This window comes from Microbulbifer sp. THAF38, assembly GCF_009363535.1.
Lineage (GTDB): Bacteria > Pseudomonadota > Gammaproteobacteria > Pseudomonadales > Cellvibrionaceae > Microbulbifer.
On the sequence record NZ_CP045369.1, the window covers coordinates 1,048,353 to 1,073,958 of the forward strand.

At 55.2% G+C, this 25,606-nt stretch carries 24 protein-coding genes; 23 read left to right on the top strand and 1 reads right to left on the bottom strand.

Annotation, left to right across the window (positions count from 1 at the left end; all coding sequences use genetic code 11):
• Window positions 1–45: 45 nt before the first annotated feature.
• The 23 genes from trmJ to FIU95_RS04635 all read left to right on the top strand — a co-directional run bounded on the left by trmJ (window position 46) and on the right by FIU95_RS04635 (window position 24,648).
• Window positions 46–837 carry a tRNA (cytosine(32)/uridine(32)-2'-O)-methyltransferase TrmJ gene (gene trmJ, locus FIU95_RS04525; protein WP_152451909.1) on the top strand — a complete coding sequence of 264 codons (792 nt, stop codon included), beginning with the start codon at window positions 46–48 and terminating at the stop codon, window positions 835–837.
• A gap of 109 nt (window positions 838–946) precedes the next feature.
• Entirely contained in the window at window positions 947–1,423 is a 477-nt protein-coding gene (gene iscR / locus FIU95_RS04530) for a Fe-S cluster assembly transcriptional regulator IscR (protein WP_152451911.1), read from the top strand.
• Window positions 1,424–1,487: 64 nt separating this feature from the next.
• The gene (locus FIU95_RS04535; protein ID WP_152456111.1) at window positions 1,488–2,702 is read left to right on the top strand and encodes an IscS subfamily cysteine desulfurase; all 1,215 of its coding nucleotides are present in this window, start codon (window positions 1,488–1,490) and stop codon (window positions 2,700–2,702) included.
• A 27-nt stretch (window positions 2,703–2,729) separates the two neighbouring features.
• On the top strand, window positions 2,730–3,152 hold the full coding sequence (iscU, locus tag FIU95_RS04540) for a Fe-S cluster assembly scaffold IscU (protein ID WP_152451913.1): 423 nt from the start codon (window positions 2,730–2,732) through the stop codon (window positions 3,150–3,152).
• 39 nt (window positions 3,153–3,191) lie between these two features.
• Window positions 3,192–3,515, top strand: coding sequence for an iron-sulfur cluster assembly protein IscA (gene iscA / locus FIU95_RS04545; protein WP_152451915.1), 324 nt, complete (start codon window positions 3,192–3,194; stop codon window positions 3,513–3,515).
• A 122-nt stretch (window positions 3,516–3,637) separates the two neighbouring features.
• On the top strand, window positions 3,638–4,165 hold the full coding sequence (gene hscB, locus FIU95_RS04550) for a Fe-S protein assembly co-chaperone HscB (protein WP_152451917.1): 528 nt from the start codon (window positions 3,638–3,640) through the stop codon (window positions 4,163–4,165).
• Between the two features lie 81 nt (window positions 4,166–4,246).
• Entirely contained in the window at window positions 4,247–6,118 is a 1,872-nt protein-coding gene (gene hscA, locus FIU95_RS04555; protein WP_152451919.1) for a Fe-S protein assembly chaperone HscA, read from the top strand.
• 77 nt (window positions 6,119–6,195) lie between these two features.
• The gene (gene fdx, locus FIU95_RS04560; RefSeq protein ID WP_152451921.1) at window positions 6,196–6,534 is read left to right on the top strand and encodes an ISC system 2Fe-2S type ferredoxin; all 339 of its coding nucleotides are present in this window, start codon (window positions 6,196–6,198) and stop codon (window positions 6,532–6,534) included.
• A gap of 28 nt (window positions 6,535–6,562) precedes the next feature.
• The gene (iscX, locus tag FIU95_RS04565; RefSeq protein WP_152451923.1) at window positions 6,563–6,757 is read left to right on the top strand and encodes a Fe-S cluster assembly protein IscX; all 195 of its coding nucleotides are present in this window, start codon (window positions 6,563–6,565) and stop codon (window positions 6,755–6,757) included.
• A gap of 199 nt (window positions 6,758–6,956) precedes the next feature.
• Window positions 6,957–7,385 (top strand): nucleoside-diphosphate kinase, encoded by a 429-nt coding sequence (gene ndk / locus FIU95_RS04570; protein ID WP_152451925.1) that lies wholly within the window; start codon window positions 6,957–6,959, stop codon window positions 7,383–7,385.
• Window positions 7,386–7,448: 63 nt separating this feature from the next.
• Window positions 7,449–8,567, top strand: coding sequence for a 23S rRNA (adenine(2503)-C(2))-methyltransferase RlmN (gene rlmN, locus FIU95_RS04575; RefSeq protein ID WP_152451927.1), 1,119 nt, complete (start codon window positions 7,449–7,451; stop codon window positions 8,565–8,567).
• Window positions 8,568–8,852: 285 nt separating this feature from the next.
• Window positions 8,853–10,787, top strand: a complete 1,935-nt coding sequence (locus FIU95_RS04580) for a cytochrome-c peroxidase (protein WP_152451929.1) — start codon at window positions 8,853–8,855, stop codon at window positions 10,785–10,787.
• Between the two features lie 486 nt (window positions 10,788–11,273).
• On the top strand, window positions 11,274–13,172 hold the full coding sequence (locus FIU95_RS04585; RefSeq protein ID WP_152456113.1) for a cytochrome-c peroxidase: 1,899 nt from the start codon (window positions 11,274–11,276) through the stop codon (window positions 13,170–13,172).
• A 371-nt stretch (window positions 13,173–13,543) separates the two neighbouring features.
• Window positions 13,544–14,323 carry a type IV pilus biogenesis/stability protein PilW gene (gene pilW / locus FIU95_RS04590; protein WP_253868850.1) on the top strand — a complete coding sequence of 260 codons (780 nt, stop codon included), beginning with the start codon at window positions 13,544–13,546 and terminating at the stop codon, window positions 14,321–14,323.
• Entirely contained in the window at window positions 14,313–15,284 is a 972-nt protein-coding gene (locus FIU95_RS04595) for a helix-turn-helix domain-containing protein (protein WP_152451933.1), read from the top strand. The genes pilW and FIU95_RS04595 overlap by 11 nt, the downstream gene beginning before the upstream one ends.
• Before the next feature lie 100 nt (window positions 15,285–15,384).
• Window positions 15,385–16,497: a flavodoxin-dependent (E)-4-hydroxy-3-methylbut-2-enyl-diphosphate synthase gene (gene ispG, locus FIU95_RS04600; RefSeq protein WP_152451935.1), complete on the top strand. Its 1,113-nt coding sequence runs from the start codon at window positions 15,385–15,387 to the stop codon at window positions 16,495–16,497.
• A 66-nt stretch (window positions 16,498–16,563) separates the two neighbouring features.
• Entirely contained in the window at window positions 16,564–17,826 is a 1,263-nt protein-coding gene (gene hisS, locus FIU95_RS04605; RefSeq protein WP_152451937.1) for a histidine--tRNA ligase, read from the top strand.
• A 70-nt stretch (window positions 17,827–17,896) separates the two neighbouring features.
• Window positions 17,897–18,613: a tetratricopeptide repeat protein gene (locus FIU95_RS04610; protein ID WP_152451939.1), complete on the top strand. Its 717-nt coding sequence runs from the start codon at window positions 17,897–17,899 to the stop codon at window positions 18,611–18,613.
• Window positions 18,613–19,776 (top strand): outer membrane protein assembly factor BamB, encoded by a 1,164-nt coding sequence (gene bamB, locus FIU95_RS04615; RefSeq protein ID WP_152451941.1) that lies wholly within the window; start codon window positions 18,613–18,615, stop codon window positions 19,774–19,776. The genes FIU95_RS04610 and bamB overlap by 1 nt, the downstream gene beginning before the upstream one ends.
• A 140-nt stretch (window positions 19,777–19,916) precedes the next feature.
• Complete coding sequence (der, locus tag FIU95_RS04620; protein WP_152451943.1) at window positions 19,917–21,311, top strand: ribosome biogenesis GTPase Der; 1,395 nt, start codon at window positions 19,917–19,919, stop codon at window positions 21,309–21,311.
• 137 nt (window positions 21,312–21,448) lie between these two features.
• A complete protein-coding gene (locus FIU95_RS04625; RefSeq protein ID WP_152451945.1) occupies window positions 21,449–22,912 on the top strand; it encodes an NAD-dependent succinate-semialdehyde dehydrogenase in 1,464 nt (487 codons plus the stop codon).
• A 60-nt stretch (window positions 22,913–22,972) separates the two neighbouring features.
• A complete protein-coding gene (gene tsaA / locus FIU95_RS04630; RefSeq protein WP_152451947.1) occupies window positions 22,973–23,662 on the top strand; it encodes a tRNA (N6-threonylcarbamoyladenosine(37)-N6)-methyltransferase TrmO in 690 nt (229 codons plus the stop codon).
• A 164-nt stretch (window positions 23,663–23,826) separates the two neighbouring features.
• A complete protein-coding gene (locus FIU95_RS04635; protein ID WP_152451949.1) occupies window positions 23,827–24,648 on the top strand; it encodes an MBL fold metallo-hydrolase in 822 nt (273 codons plus the stop codon).
• Between the two features lie 159 nt (window positions 24,649–24,807).
• On the opposite strand, the gene FIU95_RS04640 is transcribed toward FIU95_RS04635, so the two are convergent.
• Window positions 24,808–25,602: a trans-aconitate 2-methyltransferase gene (locus FIU95_RS04640; RefSeq protein ID WP_152451951.1), complete on the bottom strand. Its 795-nt coding sequence runs from the start codon at window positions 25,600–25,602 to the stop codon at window positions 24,808–24,810.
• Window positions 25,603–25,606 lie beyond the last annotated feature (4 nt).

A 25,606-nucleotide genomic window follows, 5' to 3' on the forward strand; every position in this document is an offset into this window, starting at 1 on the left:
TGCTACACTCGCGCGCCCCCATGACACCGAATTATTACTTTCAGTATGGCCAAGCCCCCTTTAGACACGACTCCGCTCAGCGCGCTCGACAATGTGCGCGTGGTTCTGGTTAACAGCGCCCACCCCGGAAATATCGGTGGTGCCGCGCGCGCCCTGAAGAATATGGGCTTGAGCCAGCTCTATCTGGTGGCGCCGCGGGAATTCCCTGCGGCCAATGCCGTGTGGCGCGCTGCCGGTGCCGCGGAGCTGCTGGATAGCGCCGTGGTGGTGGATACTTTGGAAGAAGCGGTGGCAGATTGCGGCTTGGTGGTGGCCACCAGCGCCCGCGAGCGGCGCATTCCCTGGCCCCTGCTGACGCCGCGCCAGTGCGGCGAGCGGGCAGTGGCCGAGGCCTCCAGCCACCCGGTGGCACTGGTGTTTGGCCGAGAAGATCGCGGCCTCACTAATGAAGAGCTGCAGGCGTGCAATTACCATGTGCATATTCCCGCCAACCCGGAGTACAGCTCTCTCAATTTAGCCACCGCCGTGCAGGTACTGACCTATGAAGTACGCATGGCGGCGCTGGAGGCGGAAAAAGGCGAGCCTGTGAGCTATGCCGACTGGGACCGCCCTCCGGCTAAAGCCAGCGACATGGAGCTCTATTTCGATCACCTGCAGCAGGCGCTGGGCGAGCTCGGCTTTATCGACCCAGATAATCCCCGCCAGACCATGACCCGTTTGCGCCGACTGTATAGCCGTGTGCGCCCGGATGATATGGAGCTGGGCATCCTGCGCGGCATGCTCACCGCCATTCAGAACTATATCCACCGATCTGGTGGTAAGGGTCGTCCCGACTAGCCGGTTGAGTACCCGAGTACTTTGCTCGGTTATATACTTGACTAAGGTGCTGGGTTATTTCATACTCGCGCCCCGATCGGAAAAGGCTGTACATCAGTTGGGAGCTGGTATGCGTTTAACAACCAAAGGCCGCTATGCGGTAACCGCCATGCTGGATCTGGCGTTGCATGCAGAGCGTGGGCCGATCAGCTTGGCAGATATTTCCAAACGGCAGGGCATCTCTCTGTCCTACCTGGAACAGTTATTTTCCCGCCTGCGGCAGTCTGGGCTGGTGTCCAGTGTGCGCGGTCCCGGCGGCGGATACCGCCTGGCCCGGGATGGCGAAGAGATTTTTGTGGCTCAAATTATTGATGCGGTCAACGAATCGGTGGATGCCACCAGCTGTGGCGGCAACGCCGATTGCGCCAATGGCGAGCAGTGTCTGACCCATTACCTCTGGTCCGATTTAAGCGACCAGATTCACGGTTTCCTGAGCGGTATCAGCCTGGCCAATCTGGTGTCGCGCGCCGAGGTGCAGGAAGTGGCGCGCCGCCAGGATATGCGCGAAGCACCGGAACAGCGGGTCGCCGTACTCGGCGGTCTGTAAATATCGGCCACGGTTGTGGCCAAAGCGGAATATTTGAGAATTATTGAGCGGAAACGGTATGACTATGAAGCTTCCCATCTACCTGGATTATTCAGCTACCTGTCCGGTTGACCCGCGTGTCGCTGCAAAGATGGCAGAGCAGCTGACGATGGAAGGCAACTTCGGTAACCCGGCTTCCCGGTCCCACCTATACGGCTGGAAGGCCGAGGAAGCGGTGGAAAATGCCCGCCGCCAGGTGGCCGAACTGATTAATGCCGATCCCCGCGAGATCGTCTGGACCAGTGGTGCCACCGAGTCAGACAACTTGGCGATCAAAGGTGCGGCGCACTTCTACCAGGGTCGTGGCAAGCACATCATCACCTCCAAGATCGAGCACAAAGCAGTGCTGGACACCTGTCGCCAGCTGGAGCGTGAAGGCTTCGAGGTCACCTACCTGAATCCCCGTGAAGACGGCATTGTTACCCCGCAACAGGTTGAGGAAGCACTGCGTGAGGACACTATTTTGGTGAGCCTGATGCACGTGAACAACGAGATCGGTGTGATCAACGACATCGCCGCAATCGGCGAATTGTGCCGTTCGCGCAAAGTGATCTTCCATGTGGATGCGGCGCAGAGCGCGGGCAAGCTGCCCATCGACCTGCAGGAGATGAAGGTCGATTTGATGTCCTTCTCCGCCCACAAGATTTACGGCCCCAAAGGCATTGGCGCCCTGTATGTTCGCCGCAAACCCCGCGTGCGACTGGAAGCACAGATGCACGGCGGTGGCCACGAGCGCGGTATGCGTTCCGGTACCCTGCCCACCCACCAAATTGTGGGTATGGGTGAAGCTTTCCGCATTGCCAAAGAAGAAATGGTGCAAGAAGGCGAGCGTTTGGTGTCCCTGCGCAATCGTTTCTGGGATCAGATCAAAGATATGGAAGAAGTCCATATCAACGGTTCCGCCGAACAGCGCGTTCCGGGCAACTTGAATGTCAGCTTTGCCTTTGTAGAGGGTGAGAGCCTGATTATGTCCCTGCGTGACCTGGCGATTTCCTCCGGCTCCGCCTGTACCTCTGCGAGCCTGGAACCCAGCTACGTGCTGCGCGCCTTGGGCGTAAACGATGAGCTGGCACACAGCTCACTGCGTTTCAGCTTCGGCCGCTTCACCAGCGAGCAGGATGTGGATACCGCAGCGGCCGCCGTGCGCAAGGCGGTGGAGAAACTGCGTGAATTATCGCCGCTTTGGGATATGTACAAAGACGGTGTCGACCTGAACAAGATTGAATGGGCCGCTCACTAAGCGCGCGCATGAGTTAGGAGAAAAGTCATGGCCTATAGCGATAAAGTAATTGACCACTACGAACACCCCCGCAACGTCGGACGTATGGACGACAAGGCGAACAACGTGGGCACCGGCATGGTGGGTGCGCCCGCCTGTGGTGACGTGATGCGCCTGCAGATTCAGGTGAACGATGCGGGTGTGATTGAAGATGCCAAGTTCAAAACCTACGGTTGCGGCTCTGCCATCGCCTCCAGCTCGCTGCTCACCGAATGGGTAAAAGGCAAGACCATCGATGAGGCGGAGCAGATCAAAAATACTGCCATCGCCGAAGAGCTGGCCCTGCCGCCGGTGAAGATTCACTGTTCCGTGCTGGCGGAAGATGCGATCAAGGCCGCTGTGCGCAATATCCGTGAAAAGCGCGGTGAGTCTGCCGAAGCCGCTGACGCGCAGGAATCCGCCGCAGGTTAACCATCGGGCCCCGAGCCCAATAGTAGTGAAGGTATTGTTTTGGCTATTACCATGACCGAGGCCGCTCAGGCTCATATTAAGAGTCAGCTGGCCAAGCGCGGCACAGGTATCGGTATTCGTGTGGGTGTGAAGACCGCCGGGTGCTCAGGCCTTGCCTACGTACTGGAATTTGTCGATTCGGCAGAGGCCGAAGACGTGGTGTTCGAGCAGGATGATGTAAAGCTGATCGTGGACCCCAAGAGCCTGGTTTACCTGGACGGTACCCAGCTCGATTTCGTCAAGGAAGGGCTCAACGAGGGCTTTACCTTCACCAACCCCAACGTTAAGAATGAGTGTGGCTGCGGCGAGAGTTTTCACGTCTGAGTGTGGCCCGCTACAGAGAGGCCGGGTGCACTGTGCATACCGGCCTTTTTATTGGCCCGGCAATTGCCGGGTGGGGCGCCGCCGCCCAGTTTTTAAGGCCCAGTGCCGGCAGGTGAACTGAGATGGCAACCAACCTGACCCATTTCGAAATATTCGGGCTAGAGCCCGCCTTTGAGCTCGATCGCAGCGCCCTGGCCGCGCGCTATCGGGAATTACAGCGGGAATTCCACCCGGACAAATACGCCTCCAAATCCGAGCGCGAACAGCTGCTCGCTATCCAGATGGCCGCGCAGATCAATGAAGCCCACACGGTTCTTCGCGATCCAGTACAGCGCGCCGCCTACCTGCTCAAACTCGCTGGAGTGGAAGTGCCGCCGGAGCAGACCACCGCCGATACAGAATTCCTGATGCAGCAAATGCTGCTGCGCGAGCGTCTCGAAGAAGTGCGCGAACAGCCAAATCCCGCCGTCGCCCTGGAGGAACTTGCCGATGAGGTCGATGGCCTCTACCGGGGTGAACAGCGGCAATTTGCCGAGACCTATGCCGCAGGCAAGTTCAGCGAAGCCGAGGACTCCCTGCGCAAGCAGCAGTTTCTGGTGAAGCTGCAATCGCAGGTGGAAGAGCTGGAAGCCGATTTGTTCGGCGATTAAACAATCGCTATCAGAAAATAAACCGGGATCTGGCGCAGGCAGTGCCAGTGCGATAAATCCCGCTGACAGAAGAGATAAGTAATGGCATTACTGCAGATTTCTGAACCGGGACAGAGCCCCGACCCCCATCAGCGCAAATACGCGGTGGGCATCGACCTGGGCACCACCAACTCGCTGGTGGCCACGGTGCGCAGCGGCTCGGCAGAAGCCATTGCTGCAGAGGATGGCAGTGTCATTCTGCCCTCGGCGGTGCATTACAGCCGTGAGGGTATCACTGTTGGCGCCGAGGCCCGCGCCCGCGCCGCTGCGGATCCCTACAACACCATGCTATCGATCAAGCGTTTGATGGGCCGCGGTGTGGCGGATGTGAAAAGCCTGGGTGAGCAGCTGCCTTACCATTTTTCCGACAGTAATGGCGGCATGCCCACTATCGAAACCGCTGCCGGACCGGTCAATCCGGTGCAGGTGTCTGCGGAAATTCTCAAAAAGCTGGCCCAGCGCGGCCGCGATGCACTTTACGGCAAAGCCGGCGGGGAGCTCGACGGCGCGGTGATCACCGTGCCGGCCTACTTTGACGACGCCCAGCGCCAGGCCACCAAAGATGCGGCCAAGCTGGCCGGTCTCAAGGTACTGCGCCTACTCAACGAGCCCACTGCGGCGGCGGTGGCCTACGGCCTCGACCGGGGAGAAGAGGGCGTGATCGCCGTTTATGACCTGGGCGGTGGCACCTTTGATATTTCTATTCTGCGTCTGTCCCGCGGCGTTTTCGAAGTAATGGCCACCGGCGGCGACACCGCACTGGGTGGTGATGACTTTGACCGCATTATCGCTGCTTGGATTGCCGAGCAGGCGGGCCTCGGCACCGACCTGGATGCGTCCGCCCAGCGGCGGTTGCTGGATAGCGCCTGTGCCGCCAAGGAAGCCCTGGCCAATGTTGAACAGGTAGAGCTTCACCATGGGGACTGGACCGGTGTGCTCGATCGGGAAGCCATGGCTTCACTGTTGGACCCTCTAATCGACAAGACCCTGCGCGCCTGTAAGCGCGCCCTGCGCGATGCGGATATCGGCGTGGATGAAGTACAGGAAGTCGTTCTGGTGGGCGGTTCCACTCGTACGCTGCGGGTGCGGGAACGGGTTGAAGACTATTTTGGCCGGGCGCCCCACGCGGAGATCGATCCGGATCAAGTGGTGGCAATTGGTGCCGCCCTGCAGGCCGATGTGCTCGTGGGCAACAAGTCCGATGACGACCTGCTGCTGCTGGATGTAATCCCCCTGTCTCTGGGACTCGAGACCATGGGTGGGCTTACCGAGAAGTTGATCGCGCGCAATACCACTATTCCGGTGTCTAAAGCCCAGGAGTTCACCACTTTTAAAGATGGCCAAACTGCTATGGCGATTCACGTGGTGCAGGGTGAGCGGGAGCTGGTCAGCGACTGTCGCTCGCTAGCGCGCTTCGAATTGCGCGGTATTCCCGCAATGGTGGCGGGTGCTGCCCATATCCGCGTGACATTCCAAGTGGATGCAGATGGCCTGCTTTCTGTGACCGCCATGGAAAAGAGCAGTGGCGTCAGCGCGGATATCGTGGTGAAACCTTCCTACGGCCTGGAGGATAAGGACATTGCGCGCATGCTGCAGGAATCCTATACCCATGCCGCCGAGGATATCGCCCTGCGCGCCCTGCGCGAGGCCCAGGTAGAAGCGGAACGGACCCTGGAGAGCCTGCTGGTTGCCCTGCGTGAAAACGGTGCCCAGTTGCTGGAAGAGCATGAGTTGAGCGAGCTGGAACACGCCATGGAAGCTCTGCGGCTGGCTCACAATGCCGGCGACGCAGAGGAGATCCGCCTGCGTATGGAGGCCCTAAACAAATTGTCTGAGCCTTTCGCTGCACGGCGTATGGACGCTTCGATTAAGCGCGCTATGCGCGGTCACAGCCTGGACGAATTTGATAAATAAGCGGTGGGCGCCCAGCCTGCACAACCTGCGGCCGGGGCTTGCCCCCGTCGGATTGAGACCATAGAGAGTCAGTACCCATGCCGAAGATAGTATTTTTACCCCACCCGGAAATGTGCCCCGAGGGTAAAGTGGTGGAAGCGGAGAGCGGCGTCAGTGTGATCGATGCGGCCTTGGCCAATGACATCGAGATAGAGCACGCCTGTGAAAAAGCCTGTGCCTGCACTACATGTCACGTCATCGTGCGCGAAGGCTTCTACTCCCTGGAGGAGCCCGATGAACTGGAAGAGGATCTACTGGACAAGGCCTGGGGTCTGGAGCCAGAGTCGCGCCTGTCTTGTCAGGCGATCGTTGAAGATGAAGACCTGGTTGTAGAAATTCCCAAGTACACCATCAACCAAGTGTCGGAAAAGCACTGAGCACAGCGGTATTGAGGAAGCTGAATCAATGAAGTGGACTGATATTCACGATATTGCGATCGAGCTCTGTGATAGGCACGAAGATGTAGACCCGCTCACGGTCAATTTTGTCGATCTGCGCAATTGGGTAATGGCGTTGCCGGAATTTGACGATGACCCCAGCCGTTGTGGCGAGAAGATTCTGGAGGCTATTCAGGCCGCCTGGATTGAAGAGTGCGACTAGCCAGACCGGTTTTAAGGGGGTATTGGTATTGGAGTACAAAAGTCGATCAATACCCCGTATAATCCGCCGGCCGCGAAAAGCGGTGATTAAAAATTGAGTACCCCCGGTGGGTATGAAAGGAATATCACGGAAGAGCAACTGAGCAGGTTGCTCTTTCTGTATGTAAGTTCAGTTACGAAAAATCAATTTGGAGATAACCATGGCCCTGGAGCGTACCCTTTCTATCATTAAGCCGGACGCAGTAGCCAAGAATGTAATCGGTGAAATCGAGAGCCGTTTCGAGAAAGCTGGCCTGAGCATCGTTGCTATGAAGATGGCGCACCTGTCCCGCGAGAAAGCCGAAGGTTTTTACGCTGAGCACAAAGAGCGTCCTTTCTTCAAAGACCTGGTTGACTTCATGACTTCCGGTCCGGTTGTTGTACAGGTTCTGGAAGGCGAAAACGCTATCCTGGCTAACCGCGAGCTGATGGGCGCGACCAACCCGAAAGAAGCTGCTGCCGGCACCATCCGCGCCGACTTCGCTGAAAGCATCGACGCCAACGCCGTACACGGTTCCGACTCTGCAGAGTCAGCTGCCCGCGAAGTAAGCTACTTCTTCGCTGACGACGAAATCTGCCCGCGCGCTTAATTCGCGCCCTGAATCGCACCGGCCCGTCCGGACCGGTGCAACTCTTCCCCCGAGGTGAACTGAATGACCACAGAGAAAACCAACCTGCTCGGCCTTTCTGTCGAAAAGCTGGCCGCCTTTTTTGAATCATTGGGCGAGAAGCGCTTCCGCGCGGTTCAGGTTTTAAAGTGGATTCACCAGAATGGGGTTGATGACTTTGCTGAGATGACTAATGTCAGCAAGGCCCTGCGCCTGAAGCTGGCGGAAGTGGCCGAAGTTCGCGCGCCAAAAGTATTGGGGCAATGGGACTCCGCCGACGGCACGCGCAAATGGTTGATTGAAGTCGAAGGTGGCAATGCCATCGAGACCGTCTATATCCCCGATGGGGATCGTGGCACTCTGTGTGTCTCCTCCCAGGTGGGCTGCTCCCTGGATTGCAGCTTCTGCGCCACCGGCAAACAGGGTTTCAACCGCGATCTGACTGCGGCAGAAATCATCGGGCAGGTGTGGATTGCCTGTAAATCTTTTGGCCAGTTAGAGCCGAAAGGTCCGCGCAAAGTCACCAACGTGGTGATGATGGGCATGGGTGAGCCGTTGCTCAACTTCGACAATGTGGTCGATGCCATGAACCTGATGATGGAAGACAATGCCTACGGTATCTCCAAGCGCCGTGTGACCCTGTCGACTTCGGGTGTGGTACCGGCACTGGACCGCCTCGCCGATGTCACTGATGTGAGTCTGGCAATTTCCCTGCACGCGCCCAATGATGAGTTGCGCAACGAATTGGTGCCGATCAACAAAAAATATCCCATCGCCGTCTTGTTGGATTCTGCCAAGCGCTATATCGAGCGTATGCCGGATACGCACCGCAAGATGACGATCGAGTACACGCTAATGCGTGAGATCAACGACCGCCCGGAGCACGCTGAGCAATTGGCGGAGCTGCTGAAAGAGATTCCGGTGAAAATTAACCTGATTCCCTTTAACCCGTTTGAGCTGTCCGACTATCAGCGAGTGAGCAATAACGCACTGCGTCGCTTCCAGCAGATACTGCTTGATAAGGGTTATACGGTTACCGTGCGCACTACCCGCGGCGACGATATCGATGCGGCCTGTGGCCAATTGGCCGGAAGTGTGAATGACCGCACCCGCCGCTCCGAGCGCTACCGCAACGCCGAACGCCCGGTGCGTATTGTCGGCTGATTGTTTGATACTGATTGTTCTACTCAGCCCGGAAGTCTTGATTAGCTGATCGCTATTACATGTCCGGGCTGTCTTGGTAACTTCTATCATTTGCGTACTTTTCACTTGTGGCGTTGGCAGAAGAACCTATTTTCAACTTTTTAGTTTCCCTGAAAGTATTTGTGATCGCACCTTGCTTGCGTCTTGGTGAAGCACAATTTTTTCTTTTTGGTGTCAACCAAACTCCCTGATACGGCGTTAACAGTCCAGAATTTTAAAAATCGAAAGAAAGGACTGTTTTAATTTATGCAAGTTCAGATACTGGATACAAAAGTTTTTTCCAGGGAGCTTTTGCGGCTCTTTTTCCTCATGCTCTTTTTATCGTTGGCTGGATGTGATTCAGGGGCATCAGGAGGTGGCGACAATCCAGCTCCAGATGCCGTACAGAATGACTCTGATTCTGGCACTGATTCAGAGTCTGATTCCGAGCCAGAACCAGAGCCTGAACCTGAACCAGAGGCTGAGGAGGGTAGTGCGCCCAATGAATTGATTGGCCATGCCTATTCTGGAACCAGCATCGGTCTTGCTTGGGAGCGGGATGGTGAAACCTATTTTATCTATCGAAATGGCGAAAAGATTGCACAAACCAGCAACAGTTTTTTCGTCGATCACGATCTTTCGGTGGATACTGAATATGTTTATTCGGTAAACACAGCTGATACTGCCAGCGAAATAGAAGCTTCCCGGGTTGCCGTTAAAACGTTAGTCAACAATACGAATGCGGGGCTAAATAACGGCACAGAAGACGATGTCTTAAATGAGCGCATATCCACTTTTGCCGAGTGTAAAAATGCCTCCAGTGCGCTTGATCTACTCGAAGAGGACTTGGATAACTGCCTGGCAGCTATGCTCGAACTCAATCGTATGGCTTCCCTTGTTGAGGATATACGCGCTTTTGCTGCACGTGTTCGCAGCGAACAGGAACCAGTCATGGTGGAGCTGGGTATGCGGCTGTTTCACAATAAATCCTTAAGTGCTAACCAAGATGCCTCTTGTTCATCCTGCCATCATCCCGCAATAGGCTGTGGTGGCGACAACTTGTCGATGCCGGTCGGGGTTAATGCGATAGATGTTGCTCTGCTGGGCCCCGGGCGCTCTGATGGCGTTAATGAAGTGCCTTTGGTCCCCAGGAACGCTCAGCCGATTTGTAATGCTTCTTTATGGTCTCGCGGTCTGTTCTGGGACAACCGGGTTTCAATGAGTCCTAATGGAGTTCTTCGCACGGACTCGAGAGATGTCACGAATAATACCGCCGCTGCCGTGGGTTCTGGGTCTCTGGCATTACTGATGGCACAGGCACACTTCCCCGTTACAGCTCCGCCAGAAATGGGGGATATTATCGACTTTGGCTACGATGATACTGTCGATGAGAACTTTACCGCTTACCGCGAAGATATTTTGGCAGCTAACCTGGATATTGAAGCCTGGGCACCGCTATTTATTTCTGCATTTGGTGATGGTGAGATTAATTTCAGTCGTATCGCCCAGGCCATTGCCGCTTATGAAGCAGTACAGATATTTATCGACAATCCATTTTTTGCCTATGTCGAAGGCAATTTGCAAGCGCTTAGTACTGAAGAAAAACGTGGCGCTATCACATTTATGTCAAGAGATGCTGGCTGTACTTTTTGTCATAAAGGAGCCTTCTTCACCTCCGAGGCACTGATGGCTGCCAACTATCCGCAGATCGGAATAGGTACTGACGAGAGTGGAAGCGGAGCGGATTTGGGCGGAGAGGGTTCCTTGGGTTTTGGAGCCTTCCGCGCTCCCACCTTGTTAAATGTGGCAATTACGGGCCCCTGGGGGCATAACGGGCAGTTTGCTAGCTTGAGAAGGAATGTTGAGCATTACAGGGATCAGGGAGCCTCAATTGCCAGCTACTTTGCCAATAATGAGATGTGTGATCTTGAGCAGTTTAAAGATTTACAGGATTGCCCCAGTAAAGTGGCCCCTAATGGCCTGGCCCTGTCCCAGGATATTCTTGCAGAAAATGATGGCGGTGGTGTTAATCGCCTGACCGATGATGAGATTGATCTTGTTGTAACATTCCTGGATACCCTTACCGACCCAAATGCGGCAAATAGCAGCTCGAATGAGATCCAGTTCCTGATCCCTCCCAGAGACGGTGGCCCAGATGGCAAACAATTGGATGCTAAAAACCGGAGTGGGGATAATCTATAGACTTCAGTTTGATCCATAGCATAGCCCTATGAATGGCTAGAAATAATTGGAAATAAAATGATGGGCATAATAGGGGTTGCTGATTTTTGACTTCTTTGTGCCCTCCTCTGTGATAGCAGCAGGCTTTGCGTATTTAATATTTCTGCTTAGGTCACAGCTGAGGTGGGGCTGCCAAGTGGTTGGCTTTGTCACTGTGCCTTTTGCCTCTTTTATATCCTGAGGTAATTCACACTATCTCATTTCACTCGCCGAGTGTAAGTGCTTTGCGACTCTCTCAACAGAATTCGCAGGGTTAAGGCTTTAGGCTCGTTATTTTTATGCCCGGCGAAATTGTCAGGAATCGGAGAGCTCTGGGAGTATTAGCTTTTGGTGCCGTCTAGGGCACTAGTTTACCCATTGCCTGTCCAGAGTTTCTCTAACGATTTTAATGGGCAGGGTCGATCAGGTTTTATGAAATCACAAAGCAAAAATTCAATTGTGCCGGTCATGGCATTGCTACGATTGCTGCTCTTGCCACTATTTTTGCTGGCGGTAGGCTGTAGTTCCGGTTCTTCCGATAGCGATGACAGCACCAGCTCGGAAACCGTAGAAGGCAATACTGGTTCTGGTGGCGATACAGAGACGGGTGATGATACGGTCGATGACGGGGATACGGATACAGACACCGGCACAGGAAGCGGGCAGGGCACTGCCCCGCAGGAGCTGATCGCCAATGCCTTTTCCGGAACCAGTATCGGCCTCTCCTGGCAGCGTGATGGAGCGACCTATGCCATCTATCGCGGTGGGGAAAAAATTGCCGAGACCAGTAACAGCTATTACGTAGATCAGGGGCTTTTAGTTAATACCGCTTATAGCTACTCGATAACCAGTGGCGATTTGGGCAGCGATAGTGAGACGGCACAGGTCACTGCGAAAACACTAGTCAACAACACCAATAGCGGCCTAAGTAATGGTGCGGTTGCGGCACCGGTCCTCGATCGCCTGGTGAACATTAACGAATGCAAAAATGTTCGCAGCGCATTGAATTTATTGGATGAAGATCTGGATACCTGCCTGGCAGCCATGCTGGAATTGAACAATATGGCCGGGCATTTAGAGGATATGCGTGCTTTTGCCGCCAGGGTGCGAAGTGAACAAGACCCTGCCATGCTCGAGCTGGGTATGCGCCTGTTCTACAGTCAATCCCTCAGTGCCAATGGTGACGTGGCCTGTGCCTCCTGCCACCACGCCGCTATCGGCTGTGGCGGTGATAATCTCTCCATGCCCGTGGGTGTGAATCCGCTAGACCCTGCATTGGTTGGCCCTGGCCGCTCTGATGGTATCAATGAGGTACCCATAGTGCCCAGAAATGCCCAGCCTATTTGTAATGTGGCATTGTGGAGTAGCGGGCTCTTCTGGGATAACCGGGTGGCTCTCACTGATCGTGGATTACGCACCGACTCACGGGATGTCAGTCTCAATACTGAAGCGGCGGTGGGCACTGGCACCTTGGCGTTGATGATGGCGCAGGCGCATTTTCCGGTAACCAATCCTGCGGAGATGGGCGATGTCACACAGTTTGGTTACGATGGCACTACTGACAGCGGCAATACGAATTACCGCGAGGACATCATAGCGGCCAATCTGGAGCGGGAATCCTGGAGTGCACTGTTCAGTGCGGCCTTTGGTGATAACCAGATTACTTTCAGTCGCATAGCCCAGGCCATAGCGGCCTTTGAAGCGGTACAGCTTTTTATCGATAACCCCTTCTTCGATTATGTGGATGGCGATGTGAATGCGCTCGATAGTGATGAGAAGCGCGGAGCCATTACTTTTATGTCGGGGAATTCCGGCTGTACCAATTGCCATGCGGGTGCATTTTTTACTACGGAAGGACCGCGACCTGCGAACTATCCACAAATTGGTATTGGCACCGATGAAAATGGCAGCGGCGCGGATCTAGGTGCGAACGGTGCTGGTGCTTTTCGCCCACCAACACTATTAAATGTCGCGCTCACTGGCCCTTGGGGGCACAGTGGTCAATTTGCGACTTTGCGCAGAAATGTTGAGCACTATCGCGATCGCGCTGCATCGGTTAACCAGTACTACACCAATAGCGAAATGTGCGATTTGGCACAGTTTCAGGAATTAGTAGATTGCGCCAATAAAGTGGCCCCTAATGGCCCCGCGCTCTCTCAGGCGATTCTCGCGGCTACTGGCGGGGATGCGGGTAATAATCTCAGCGATGCCGAGATTGATCTGGTAGTGCGCTTTCTCGAGACACTGACGGACCCGGATGCCGCCAATGCGGCATCCAATCCCGTCCAGGCCCTGATCCCTCCCCGCGACGGCGGCCCAGATGGCAAACAGCTTGACGCTAAAGATGGCGCCGGTAACGAGCTCTAATGGCGGCATAAACCCCTTCATCCTTGGAGAGCCTTTGATTCCCCGGAGAGCTGGTCGCTCTCCGGGTTTTCTTATAGCAGCGTGTTTCGATTTTTTTTCGCTACATAAAGGAGGCGCTGTCGAGCCAATTGGAATTTATTAGGTGTATACAGCTGAAACTGGCAGTACTTTGCGGCACTATATGAGGGGGGAAAGCGGGGTTAAACCGGGCTGATGATGGGGTAACTGAGTGAATATGGGGGCAGTTTTGCCGCAAAAAGGTTCACGAAGCTGTTTTGTTACCTACTCCACCCCAGTTTGTTGATCGATAGTGATCAATCATTGCGACCCCGCTTGATGGATAGATGAAAAATAAATGTACAGGTGATGTCGTGTCTGCAAAATCTTTTGGCCTGCCGTTTCTTGGCCTGATTCTCACTGTGTTACTGGGGGGATGTGTGACTACTGGCTTGCCAGAGCGCCAGGAGGTGAACCTGGATAAGGCACTGGAAACTCACGTTCAGCTGGGAATTCGCTACCTGCAGAGTGGAGATAACCGTGAGCAGGCTCGCCGTCACTTTAACAAGGCCTTGGAGTTGGGTCCTAAAGACCCGCTGGCTCACCACGGCCTGGCCCTGCTGTACCAGACTGATGGTGAATTAACGGTGGCAGAGTCCCACTTTAAAAAAGCCCTGCGCTACAGCGATGACTTCTCGATGGCGCGCACCAATTATGGGGTTTTCCTGTACCAGCAGGAGCGCTACGAGGACGCTTTGGAGCAGTTCCACCACGCCTCCAATGACCTGACCTATAATCGCCGCTTCTTTGCCCTGGTGAACTACGGCCGCACCGCCAATCGCCTGGGGATGGTGGAGGAGGCCGAACGGGCCTACACGCGCGCCCTCGCCCTGAATAGTAATCTGCCCGTTGCCCTATTGGAGTTGGCAGATCTCAAATATGATGCCGGCGATTATGTCAAGGCTAAGCAGTACCTGGACCAGTACAGCGAAAATTACCGTCAAACACCGCAATCTTTATGGTTGGGGATTCGTATTGAGAAGGTGTTTGGCAATCGCGACAAGGAGCTGAGTTATGCTCTTGCGCTGAAAAATTTGTACCCGTACTCTGCGGAAACACTGAAATATCAGGAGTTGAGTGGTAATGACGGATAGTAATTCCGTGCACCGCGACAGCGGCCAAACTGAATCCAATACGCAGGTTTCTCCCGGTGCGCTGTTGCTCGCCGCGCGCGAGGCGGCAGGACTCTCCCGTGAGGAGCTTTCTCGGCGCCTGTGTATTATCGATAACACTGTCGAGTGGCTGGAAACAGATCTCTACGAGCGCCAGCCGGAAGCGGTTTATGCGCGGGGTTATATCCGCAATATCTGCCGCGAGCTGAGTATTGACTCCACAACGGTACTCGCGGCCTACGATGCTGCGCGCCCGAAGCCGCAAGCGCGCAGAGAGTCACGCCGGATCGAGATCAGAGCCGATTCCCTGCGCCCGGCGAGCAAGCGCGGCCACGGTTTGTTGGCGCTACTGCCGCTGGTGGCGGCAGGCGCTGTGTTCTGGTGGCTCTATGATGGTCCGGTAAATATTCCCGGTCTGCAGACACCAACAGAACAATCAGCAGAACAAAATAGACCCCTTGCCGAAGCGACTGAGCCATCCGTTACCTCCAGCGAAAGTGAATTTTCGGGGCCGAGTTCGACTGAGCTGCAGGTTGCCGCGGCACCGGAGCAACAGCCTCAGCTCGCCGTGGAAGAAATGGTGGAGGAAGCTCAGGCTCCCGAGCCAAATGCGCCTTCTGAGTTAGAGTCTGAGCCCAGCGAGCAAACTGCAGAAGCGGCAGCGCAGCTTCCCGCGGCGGTGGCGCAGCTGGATGAGCAGTTGCAGGGAGCCCTGCGTCTCAGTTTCGATGAGGATGCCTGGGTTGAAGTGAAGGATGCCGAGGGCGTAGTGCTGCTTGCCGGCGTGCAGCAAGCGGGTACTTCCAAGAGCCTGGATGGGCGCGCTCCCTTTGAAGTGATGCTCGGCAATGCTCGCGGAACCAGGGTGGTTTACCGCGAGCAAACCATCGAAAGTGACCCTATCGGCAGCCGCCGCACCCGCCGCCTGATTGTGGGCAATTAAAGGATCTTCGCCGTTTGGGTGCGAACTCTGTAGGTTTGCGCCCAATCTCTCTATAATCTCCCCCTCGATTTTTTAGCAGCAATACTGCCAGGTCAGCCCTATGCAATTTGAATCTCCCATTGTCCGCCGCAAGTCGCGCCAGATCATGGTGGGTAATGTACCGGTCGGTGGCGATGCGCCGATCTCGGTGCAGAGCATGACCAATACCGAAACCTGTGACGTGGCCGCCACGGTGGACCAAATCCAGCGATTGGAAAAAGCCGGTGCGGATATCGTGCGGGTCTCGGTGCCCAGCATGGAGGCCGCCGAGGCTTTCGGGGAAATTAAAAAACAGGTGAATGTCCCGCTGGTGGCGGATATCCACTTCGACTATCGCATCGCCCTGCGCGTGGCCGATCTGGGCGTGGATTGCCTGCGCATCAACCCCGGTAATATCGGCCGCGAGAAACGTATCCGCGCGGTGGTGGATAAGGCCCGCGATCTGAATATTCCGATTCGTATCGGTGTGAATGCGGGCTCCCTGGAAAAAGACCTGCAGAAAAAATACGGTGAGCCCACCCCGGATGCACTGGTGGAATCGGCCCTGCGCCACGTTGAGATTCTCGATAGCCTGAACTTTCAGGATTTCAAGGTGAGCGTGAAGGCCTCGGATATCTTTATGGCTACCGCCGCCTATCGCAAACTGGCCCAGCAGATTGAACAGCCTCTGCACCTGGGGATTACCGAGGCCGGTGGCCTGCGTGCCGGCACGGTCAAATCCGCAATTGGCCTCGGTGCCCTGCTGCTCGACGGCATTGGCGATACCCTGCGGGTCTCCCTAGCTGCAGATCCGGTGGAAGAGGTAAAGGTGGGTTGGGACCTGCTCAAGAGCCTGCGTCTGCGCAGTAAAGGAATCAACTTTATCGCCTGTCCCAGCTGCTCCCGCCAGAATTTCGATGTGGTAAAAACCATGAACGAGCTGGAGACGCGCTTGGAAGACGTCACGACACCGTTGGATGTGGCGGTGATCGGTTGTATCGTCAATGGTCCCGGCGAAGCGAAGGAGGCGGATATCGGCCTCACCGGCGGCACCCCAAGCCACGCGGTCTATGTAGACGGCCAGCCGGACCGCAAATTCAAGAATGAGAACCTGGTGGATGATTTGGAACGCCTGATTCGTGAGAAGGCCGCAGCCAAGGCCGAGCGCGAGGCGGATATCATTGCCAAGGCGTAACGGGCACGCCCCTTGCACCGTACCTGAATCGTCGATTTAAGAAATTTAGAAATTTAAGGAACAGCGTTGAAACAACTTCGCGCAATTCGCGGCATGAACGACCTGCTGCCGGAACAGTCACCGACTTGGCAGTATGTGGAAGCCACTCTCAGTGAACTCTTTGCCCGCTACGGCTACAGTGAAATCCGCACGCCCATCCTGGAGGCAACCCAGCTGTTCAGTCGCGCCGTGGGCGAGGCTACCGATATTGTCGAAAAGGAAATGTACACCTTTGAGGACAAGAGCGGGGACAGTGTTACTCTGCGCCCGGAAGGTACTGCCGGCACCGTGCGCGCGGCGATCCAGAGTAACCTGCTGAATCAGCCCCAGCGCCTGTGGTATTTCGGCCCCATGTTCCGCTACGAACGCCCGCAAAAAGGCCGCCTGCGTCAGTTTCACCAGTTTGGTGTGGAAGTGTTCGGCATTGAAGGGCCGGATATCGATGCGGAAATCCTGATTATGACCGCGCGCCTGTGGCGCCAGCTGGGCCTTGCTGATCACGTTACCCTGCAGTTGAACAGCCTGGGCAACTCCGACAGCCGTGCGGCTTACCGCGAGGCCCTGGTGGCCTATCTCAGCGAGCGCCGCGAGCAGCTGGATGAGGATAGCCAGCGCCGCCTGGAGCGCAATCCCCTGCGTATTCTCGATAGTAAAAATGCGCAAACCCAGGAACTGCTCGCCGACGCCCCCTGTCTACTGGATTTCCTTGATGAGGAATCCGCCGCCCATTTCGCCCAACTGCGCGAAATGCTGGATGCGGCGGGGGTGAAATATGAGATCAACTCTAAGTTGGTGCGCGGTCTCGACTACTACGGCAAAACCGTTTTCGAGTGGGTGACCGACAGCCTCGGCGCCCAGGGCACTGTCTGTGCCGGTGGCCGCTACGATGGTCTGGTAGAGCAGATGGGTGGAAAATCCACTCCCGCAGTGGGCTTTGGCCTGGGTGCCGAGCGCCTGGTGCTGATGTTGGAAACCCTTGAAGTCTTGCCGGGGAGCCTGGCGCAACAGGTAGATGCCTACCTGGTGGCGGTGGGTGATGTACAATCAGCCGCCCTGGCCGCCGCCGAGCAATTGCGCGACGAGTTGCCTTGGCTGCGCCTGCAGGCACACTGCGGAGGCGGTAGCTTTAAGAGCCAAATGAAGAAAGCGGATAAAAGCGGTGCCGATTACGCACTGATTATCGGCGAGGATGAGGCTGCTAACGGTCAGATTACAGTGAAGTATCTGCGCTCCGACCAACAGCAACAGACCCTCGCGCTCACAGAGCTGGCGGCATTGCTGCAGAGCTGATTCAAATACTCAGGGTGGCGGAGGCCCCCGCCAGGATAGTTAGAAAACCACAGGAAAGGCGATTTACCCAATGTCTGAGCATCTTACCGAACAAGAACAAATAGAAACGCTGAAGCGCTGGTGGGCGGAAAACGGCAGGGGCATTGTAACCGGCGTGGTCCTGGCTCTGGTCGGCTACTTCGGCTATCAGTGGTGGCAGGGTGACCAGCGCGCTAAGGCCGAGGCGGCATCCGACCTGTACCAGGGATTTATTGAAGCGGTTTCCGCCAATAACAGCCAGCCCGACAACAAGCAGCTGACTACCGCGAAAACCCTCGCCGAGCAGCTGAAAAACGAATACGGCAGCCGTATCTATGCCAGTCAGGCCTCTCTGCGCCTGGCCGCTATCGCCGCCGACAAGAATGATCTGGAAGCCGCACAGACACAACTGCAATGGGTCCTCGACAACACCAAAGAGGAAGCTCTGGAGTTACTGGCCAAGCGCCGCCTGGCCACTGTGATTGCCGCCCGCGGCAACCCGGACGAAGCGCTGAAACTGATCGAGGGCAATGTGCCTCCGGCCTTTGCTGCCCTCTATTCCGAGACCCGCGGCGATATCCTCAGACAGAAAGGCGATGATGCGGGTGCCCGCAGTGCCTATGAGCAGGCTTTATCCGAGTTGTTGCCGGAACAGGCGGGCAGCACACAGCTGCTGCGCCTCAAAGTGGAAAGCCTGGCGGTGGCCTCTGGCGAGGAACAGGAACAGGAACAGAAACCAAGCGAACCAGCACCTGAGGGAGACGAGTGATGGGATTTCTCAATCGCGCTGTGGGGCGCACGGCAGCAGTTGCCCTGGCGGTAGCCCTGGGTGCCTGCGCCTCCAACGAGAGCAAGGAAGATGTCGAGCCGGTGGAGCTGGTGGATTTCGCCCCTAGCGTCCAGCTGCGCGAAGTCTGGTCGGCAGATGTGGGCAGTATCGACGAGAAGCGTTATGCCATGCTGCAACCTGGGTTGGCAGACGGCAAACTGGTCGCCGCCAGTAGCGATGGTGAGGTGACCGCCTTCGATCGCAGCAGTGGCAGACCCCAGTGGGAAACCGACCTGGATATTGAATTGAGCGGTGGCGTCGGTGTTGGCCTCGGCCTCGCCGTAGTAGTGGACTATCGCGGTCGCGCAATAGCCCTGGATCTGAACAACGGCGCCCAGCTGTGGAAGTACCAAGTTTCCGGTGAAGTGGTCTCCGCGCCGGCGGTTGGCTCCGGGGTTGTGGTCCTGCAAACCGTGGACGGCAAGCTGGTGGGGCTCAATGCCAGCAACGGCGAAGAACTGTGGAGCCACAACACCACCTTGCCGGTACTGACTTTACGCGGCACCGCGGCGCCGGTGATCAGCGGCGGCCTGGTGGTCGCCGGTCTCGACAACGGCAAATTGATCGCCCTGGATGCCCGCGATGGCATTCCCCGCTGGGAGCAGCGCGTTGCCATACCGCAGGGCTCCGCCGAACTGGAGCGAGTTGTGGACATCGATGGCTCGCCGGTAGTGCGCGGCGATCTGGTGTTTGCCGCTAGCTATCAGGGCCGGGTTGTTGCCCTGTCCAAAGAAAATGGTCGCGGCCTTTGGGCGCGCGATGCCTCCACCCATCACGCGGTAGCTGTGGGAGGTGGCAATGTTTACCTCAGTGGTGCCTCGGGTAGTGTGTACGCTTACAATGTGGGCGCCGGCCAGATTGCCTGGAGTAACAACGAATTGCTGCGCCGCGAGTTGAGTGGCCCAGCGTACTTCCAGGACGTTGTGGTTGTCGGTGACCTGGAAGGTTATCTGCATGTACTCGACCCCAATTCCGGCCAGTTTATCGGCCGAGAAGAGGTCGATAATGACGCGATCCGTATCCCCATGCTGGTGGATGGCGACCTGCTATTTGTCCTGTCTGACGACGGCAAGCTGGTTGCTCTAACCCTCGCTCGGGGTTAATCGCGCAAGATTGCTGCGGCGGACAGGCAGTCCGCCATGGGGCACAAAGCCCGCAAAAGGAGCCTGCTTCGCAGGTGAATTGAAATCGCCCGCCTTGTGCGGGCGTTTGTATTTATTTATTAGGCTAAAGCCAGAATTCTATGCTGCCAGTTATCGCCCTGGTCGGGCGCCCCAACGTGGGCAAATCCACACTGTTTAATCGTCTTACCAAGAGCCGCGACGCCTTGGTGGCCAACTACGCCGGTTTGACTCGCGACCGCAAGTACGGCGAGGCCGAAATCGACGGACGCAAGGTGCTCCTTGTCGACACCGGCGGTATTACCGGCGGGGAAGAGGGCATGGATGCGGCTATGGCGCAGCAGTCCATGCAGGCTATCGAAGAGGCGGATATCGTGCTGTTCCTGGTGGACAGCCGCGATGGTCTGACACCGGCAGATGAAATGATCGCCGACCAGCTGCGCACCCGCTCAAAGTCCACCTTTTTGGTGGCCAACAAGGTCGATGGGGTCAACCCGGATATCGCTCTGGCGCCTTTCTACGAGCTGGGCATTGGTGAACTGTTCCCCACCACGGCCACCCATGGCCGCGGTGTGCGCAGCCTGATGCAGCGCGTGGTGGAAGACCTGCCGGAGCCTGCGGCAGAAGAAGAGCCTGAAGAGGCCACCGGAATCAAGATCGCTATCGTCGGGCGCCCCAACGTGGGTAAATCTACCCTGGTCAACCGCCTGTTGGGCGAGGACCGTGTAGTGGTTTACGACCAGCCCGGCACTACCCGCGACAGTGTCTACATCAATTACGAGCGCGATGAAAAGCCTTACACATTGATCGATACCGCAGGTATCCGCCGACGCAAGAACATTAAGGAATCGGTGGAGAAGTTCTCCATCGTCAAAACCCTGCAGGCGGTGGAAGACGCCAATGTGGTGGTGCTGGTGATCGATGCTCGCGAGGGTCTGGTAGATCAGGATATGCACCTGATGGGCAGTGTGATCCAGGCGGGGCGCGCGCTGGTAGTGGCGTTAAACAAGTGGGATGGCCTGGAGGCGGAGCACCGCGACTATGTCAAAGCGGAGCTGGAGCGCCGTCTGCGCTTTGTTGAATTTGCCGATGTGCATTTTATCTCCGCGCTGCATGGCACTGGTGTTGGCCATTTGTACGAGTCTATCGAGGCTGCCTATCAGAGTGCCACAGATAAGCTTTCCACCAATCACCTCACGCGCATCCTGCAGTGGGCGGTAAGTGAGCACCAACCACCTCTGGTGCACGGACACCGTATCAAACTGCGTTACGCACACGCCGGTGGTCAGAACCCGCCGGTAATCGTGATTCACGGCAACCAGACCGAACAGGTACCGGGGCACTATGTGCGTTACCTGGAAAAGACTTTCCGCAAGGCTTTGGAATTGCACGGAACACCGGTGAAGATCGAATTCCGCACTGGTGACAACCCTTATGCGGGTAAGAAAAACAAACTGAGTGATCGCCAGAAGGCCAAGAAGCGCCGCCTGATGAAGTTTGTGAAAAAGAAAAAATAAAGCTTTATCCGCCAGCAAGCCAGAGTGTCGCCAATTCCCCCCTAGTGTTGCATTGCGGGGGGGACTTTACGGGTTAATATCCTTAACGGTTGATCGCGGCCCGACCGGGATCAGGGAAGACACCTAAGGAGATGGCGATGCTGGAGCTTAAAAATCCTGCGCTGTTGCGCACCCAGTCCTATATCAATGGCCAGTGGATCGATGCCGATTCCGGCGCCACTTTCGATGTCAAAGATCCGGCCACCGGTAAGGTGGTCGCCAGCGTAGCCGATCTTGGCGCTGCGGAAACCCGCCGCGCTATCGAGGCGGCCAGTGCCGCTTGGTCTGATTGGGCCGCCACTACCGTCAAGGAGCGGGCCAAGTTGCTGCGGCGCTGGTACAACCTGGTGATTGAAAACACCGAGGACCTAGCCAGAATTCTCACCGCCGAACAGGGTAAACCTCTTTCCGAGGCCCGCACTGAAATTGTCTATGGCGCCAACTATATCGAGTGGTTTGCGGAAGAGGCCAAACGCGTTTATGGGGATGTCATAGCCCCACCTGCCAACGACCGCCGCATTGTAGTGATCAAGCAGCCCGTAGGGGTCACCTGCTCGATTACACCGTGGAATTTCCCCAACGCCATGATTGCCCGCAAGATGGCACCGGCTCTGGCTGCCGGTTGTCCGTTTATCGCCAAGCCGGCTCAAGAAACGCCGCTATCTGCCCTGGCGCTCGCGGTATTGGCGGAGGAAGCGGGTATCCCTGCTGGTATTTTCAGTATTGTCGCAGGGTCATCGGCCAAGGATATTGGTGCCGAGATGACCAAAAACCCCCTGGTACGTAAGTTTACCTTCACCGGTTCCACGGCCGTGGGCAAGCAGCTGCAGGCCCAGTGCGCAGAAACCATGAAGAAAACTTCTATGGAGCTGGGTGGCAATGCGCCGTTTATTGTCTTTGACGATGCGGACTTAGATGAAGCAGTGAAAGGCGCCATCGTCTGCAAGTACCGCAATGCGGGGCAAACCTGTGTCTGCGCCAATCGGATCTTTGTTCAGGAAGGGGTGTATGAGGCCTTCGCAGAAAAATTTGCCAAGGCGGTGAATGAATTGACGATGGGCAACGGCTTCGAGGAGGGAACAGATATTGGCCCCATGATTACCATCAAGGCGGTAGAAAAGGTAGAGGAGTTAGTGGAAGACGCCCTGCAAAAAGGTGCGAAAACCCTAGTGTCTGGCGGCCCTGGCTCTATGGGAGACCAGTTTTATGCCCCCATAATATTGGGCGATGCCACAGAGAAGATGAATCTGTTCAAAGAGGAAATCTTTGGTCCGGTAGCACCCCTGTTCAAGTTTTCCACAGAAGAAGAGGTGATTCGTATGGCCAACGATACTGAGTTCGGTCTCGCCTCCTATTTTTACTCCCGTGATATCGGCCGGATCTTCCGGGTATCAGAAGCTTTGGAATATGGCATGGTAGGGGTTAATGAAGGCATCATCTCCAATGAGATGGCTCCATTTGGCGGTGTGAAAGAATCAGGACAGGGGCGGGAAGGTTCCAAATACGGTATCGAGGATTACCTGGAAATAAAATATCTGTGTATTGCAGGTATGGATAAATAACGTCTCCAACTGGTTTAAAATGCCGGGCTCATCATTGAAAATTGGTTTTCTGGAATTTCCATGGTTGTTGAGCCCATAGCCCGTGTGCACTCTTGCTTTGGTGAAAAATTTGGCGTTCCCCGGCAACCACTGCTCGCCGATGCCAGTCGGGCCAGTATCGAACTGTTACCGCCCCTGAATGTAGCGGATGCGGTAGCAGGGCTCGAGGAAAACAGCCATATCTGGGTTGTCTTTCAGTTTCACCAGGCCGCAGGTCAATGGTCCGCCAAGGTGCGCCCCCCACGACTGGGCGGCAATAAAAAACTCGGTGTACTCGCCACACGCTCCCCCTTTCGCCCCAATAATATCGGCCTTTCGGTGGTACGTTTATTGGAGGTACGAACCTCGCCAAAAGTCGAATTAATTGTTGGCGGAGCCGATCTGGTGGATGGCACGCCAGTTTTGGATATAAAGCCCTACGTACCCTATGCGGATGCCCTGCACCATGCTGAAAGTGCCTTTGCCGATGCCGCCCCGGCATTAATCCCAGTAAATATCCCTGAAAAGATCCTTCATCAGGCCAGAGCTTATGAAGATGACTGGGGCACAGATCTGCCCAGGTTAATTGAACAGGTACTGGCCCAGGACCCCAGGCCCGCCTATCAGAAAAGTGATCCACAGCGCATTTATGGTATGGCTCTGTGTGGTTTTAATTTGTGTTGGCGCTATACGGAAAATGGGATTGAGGTGGTGTCACTGGAGTCTTTGTGAAGGCTTTTTCCTCAGGGGTATAGGATTTCTTCTCTCGCTAGCGACTTCTTACTTTGGATACTGTGGTAGATAGTAGTGATATGTCACCAACATTCGAGGAAATTGCAATTTCTCGACTTGTAGCACTTGCCTGAAAATACCCAAAACCGGTAAGAGAGTGCCCCATGTCAGTAAGAGAAACGTTTAACTATCAGGGCCTGGAAGCAATTCGTGTAGGTCGTCTGAATATGGGGATCAACACGACCTTTGTCGTGTATAGGCTTAATGGCACGGTAATAGATACTGGCCCCAGCAACCAATGGAAATATGTTAAGCCGTTTATTGAGAATACACCGCTAAAACAACTATTACTTACTCACCACCACGAGGATCACAGTGGTAACGCCGGTGCTATCCAAAAGCTCACCGGCGTGCAGGCTTTTGCTCCGGACTTAACTATTGGGATATTAAAAAGGGGCTTTCGTATCCCCCCCATGCAAAAACTTTTTTGGGGAACTGCCGGAAAAGCCGAAGTGGCGCCACTACCAGAGGATATACGTATCGGCATAGAGAAAGTGCAACCTTTGTTTAGCCCAGGTCATGCCAAAGATATGACTTGCTACCTGTTGCCAGAGCGCGGCTGGTTGTTCAGTGCGGATTTATTTATCGCCAATTACTTAAAGTTTCTGCGTATCGACGAAGATATTCCCACCCTGTTAAACAGTATTAAAAATGTACTGGGCCACTCCTTCAAAGTGATTCTCTGCCCACATAGAGGGGTTGTGGAGGATGGCTGGCAGCAGTTGAACCAGAAATATGAGTACTTGCTAAATATTTCTGCAGAAGCCCAGCAGCTCGAACAGCAGGGGCTTCCTTTAGAGCAGATCACTCTGCGCTTGCTGGGAAAAGAGGGCTTGGTTAGCGTTTTAACTGGCTACAACTTTTGTAAGAGGAACCTAATTGCCTCTTGTTTAAACGTTGATTTAAATAGTATGGCCCGCTTTTAATTCTTTACTCTGTTCTTTGCTCTGCAAGAAATAAAAGAGTGGCTCTTGCTTTTACACCCTATGACTTTACCAAGTACTCAGAGAGTGAAGCGTATTCGTAGATAATTGGCTTGCATGAATTTGGTGTGATGATTTGTCAGTTGTGAGGCGGAAACTGACTTATTTATTAGCTTCTATAATAAACCGCTTGATCCGTACCCCAGCATGCTTGCGCATTACTGGATGTATTTTTTGGTAGTAGGCATCCATCACTTGCTGGGAGAATTCTTTTCTTTGTGGGTTTTGCAGGTGCCGAAATTGAGGCACCCAAGATAAGAAAAACGCTGTGAGTGTGTCTCGGGTGTCAAAGTTTTCCACATGATGAATTTCATCGATCCTGGGGAGGTAAAATCCAGCCTCCTCAATATAATTGCGCATTTCGTTCAGCGTATAGTGATTGTAGGGATTGAGAAAATTCTCAAAGTAAGGTTGCCACTGAGTACTATTTTGGAATTCGTACACCGTGTCCCAGAAATTTTCGTGGTCAACCTGGAAGCCAACCACAATTTTCCCATTTTCTTTTAAGTATTTGTAAAATCCACCCCAGACTTTTTTCTGGTCTGCCACCCAGTGCAGGCAGCTGAAAGAAAAAATAATATCGAACTGCTTTTCAAACTGAATTTCATCGGCACTCATCTGCTCGAAGGCGAGGTTGGGTACGTCGGCGTGGGCTTTGCGGGCGTGGCGAATCATATCTTCAGTGAGGTCCACACCGATAATTTTGCCATTCTTGAGGCGCTCGGCCAGATAGCGGGTAATTCTGCCATCGCCACAGCCCACATCGAGGATAGCGCTGGCCCCTTGATAGCTGCAGCGCTGGATGGCTTCCATGGCCTGTCGCCACTGCATGGAGGAGGCCTTCACATACTCTTGGGCCTGCCATTTGTCGTGTCTGGTGGATTTCTCTGAGGTCATGGCG